The sequence below is a fragment of the Acetitomaculum ruminis DSM 5522 genome (assembly GCF_900112085.1).
Classification (GTDB): domain Bacteria; phylum Bacillota; class Clostridia; order Lachnospirales; family Lachnospiraceae; genus Acetitomaculum; species Acetitomaculum ruminis.
The window spans coordinates 1-1,006 of record NZ_FOJY01000054.1; the positions used below are offsets into that span (position 1 = coordinate 1).

Annotated in this window: 2 protein-coding genes; both read left to right on the forward strand. The window is 35.7% G+C overall.

Annotation, left to right across the window (positions count from 1 at the left end):
- Positions 1-80: 80 nt before the first annotated feature.
- Entirely contained in the window at positions 81-416 is a 336-nt protein-coding gene (locus BM153_RS13450) for an IS3 family transposase (RefSeq protein ID WP_092875015.1), read from the forward strand.
- 15 nt (positions 417-431) lie between these two features.
- The gene (locus tag BM153_RS13455) at positions 432-830 is read left to right on the forward strand and encodes an integrase core domain-containing protein (protein WP_278278348.1); all 399 of its coding nucleotides are present in this window, start codon (positions 432-434) and stop codon (positions 828-830) included.
- Positions 831-1,006: the final 176 nt, after the last annotated feature.

The window sequence follows — 1,006 nt, forward strand, 5'->3', positions numbered from 1 at the left end:
GACTTCCTCCTAGAATAAAAGAGAGAGATACTATGCTACTCTACCTATGGCTGCATAGCTATCTTCTTTATACGAGTTAAATGTGTAAACCATTATTGACAATATCAGACATTGAAAATCAAAAACTCGATGCAGATATCATGGCGATTTATTTTGCTACTAAAAGAAGTTATGGAGCTCCAAAGATTCATCAGGAATTACTTGGTCAAGGCTGGCATATCAGCCTTAAGCGAGTACAGCGAAGAATGTCTGAGCTGGGTATTCGTTTAATTGTAGTTAAAAAGTATCGCCATGTTTCAAGCAACAAACTTGTCACTGAGAAAGAAAATATAATGAATCAGTACTTTACAGCCACTGGAATCAATCAAAAAAGGTGTACTGATATCACTTATTTTAATACCAAAAAAGATGGTTGAACTTATCTGGCATCTATTATGGATTTATACAGAAGGAAGATAATAGGCTGGGCCTACGATACATCTGTGACTGCTGAATTAGCTGTTAAGGCAGTGAAAAATGCATGCCTTAATGTCCCAAATCCAGAAGGAATTTTTCCTCAAAGTGATTTAGAAACTCAATACACTAGCGAGATTTTTGAAAAATATCTCACTGAAAACAAAATACTTCATTCGTTCAGCCGTAAAGGCTGTCCCTATGATAATGCCTGTATAGCGTCTTTCCATTCATTGATTAAGATGGAAGAAATCTACAGGCGTGTTTATAAAGATTCAAAAGAAGCTTATAACAACATCTTTGAATATATTAAGTCCTGGTATAATCGCCAGAGAACTCACAGTAGCTTAGGCTACAAGACACCGACTGCTGTTTAGGCAGAAAGTGCGGCGTAGAGTCGTACTTTCGGTGTTCTCTTTATTGACTTAATACCATACGAACATTCACAATAAAGTCTTTATCTCTTTGAAAACTTCAATATTCTCGTCAAAACTTTTCTATACGGATATTCAGAACAAAGTCTTTATCCCTTTGAAAACTTCAATATTCTCGT

Bases quoted from the DNA above. Each gene is read 5' to 3' on its own strand.
- BM153_RS13450 (WP_092875015.1), top strand. From the start codon at position 81: ATGTGTAAACCATTATTGACAATATCAGACATTGAAAATCAAAAACTC.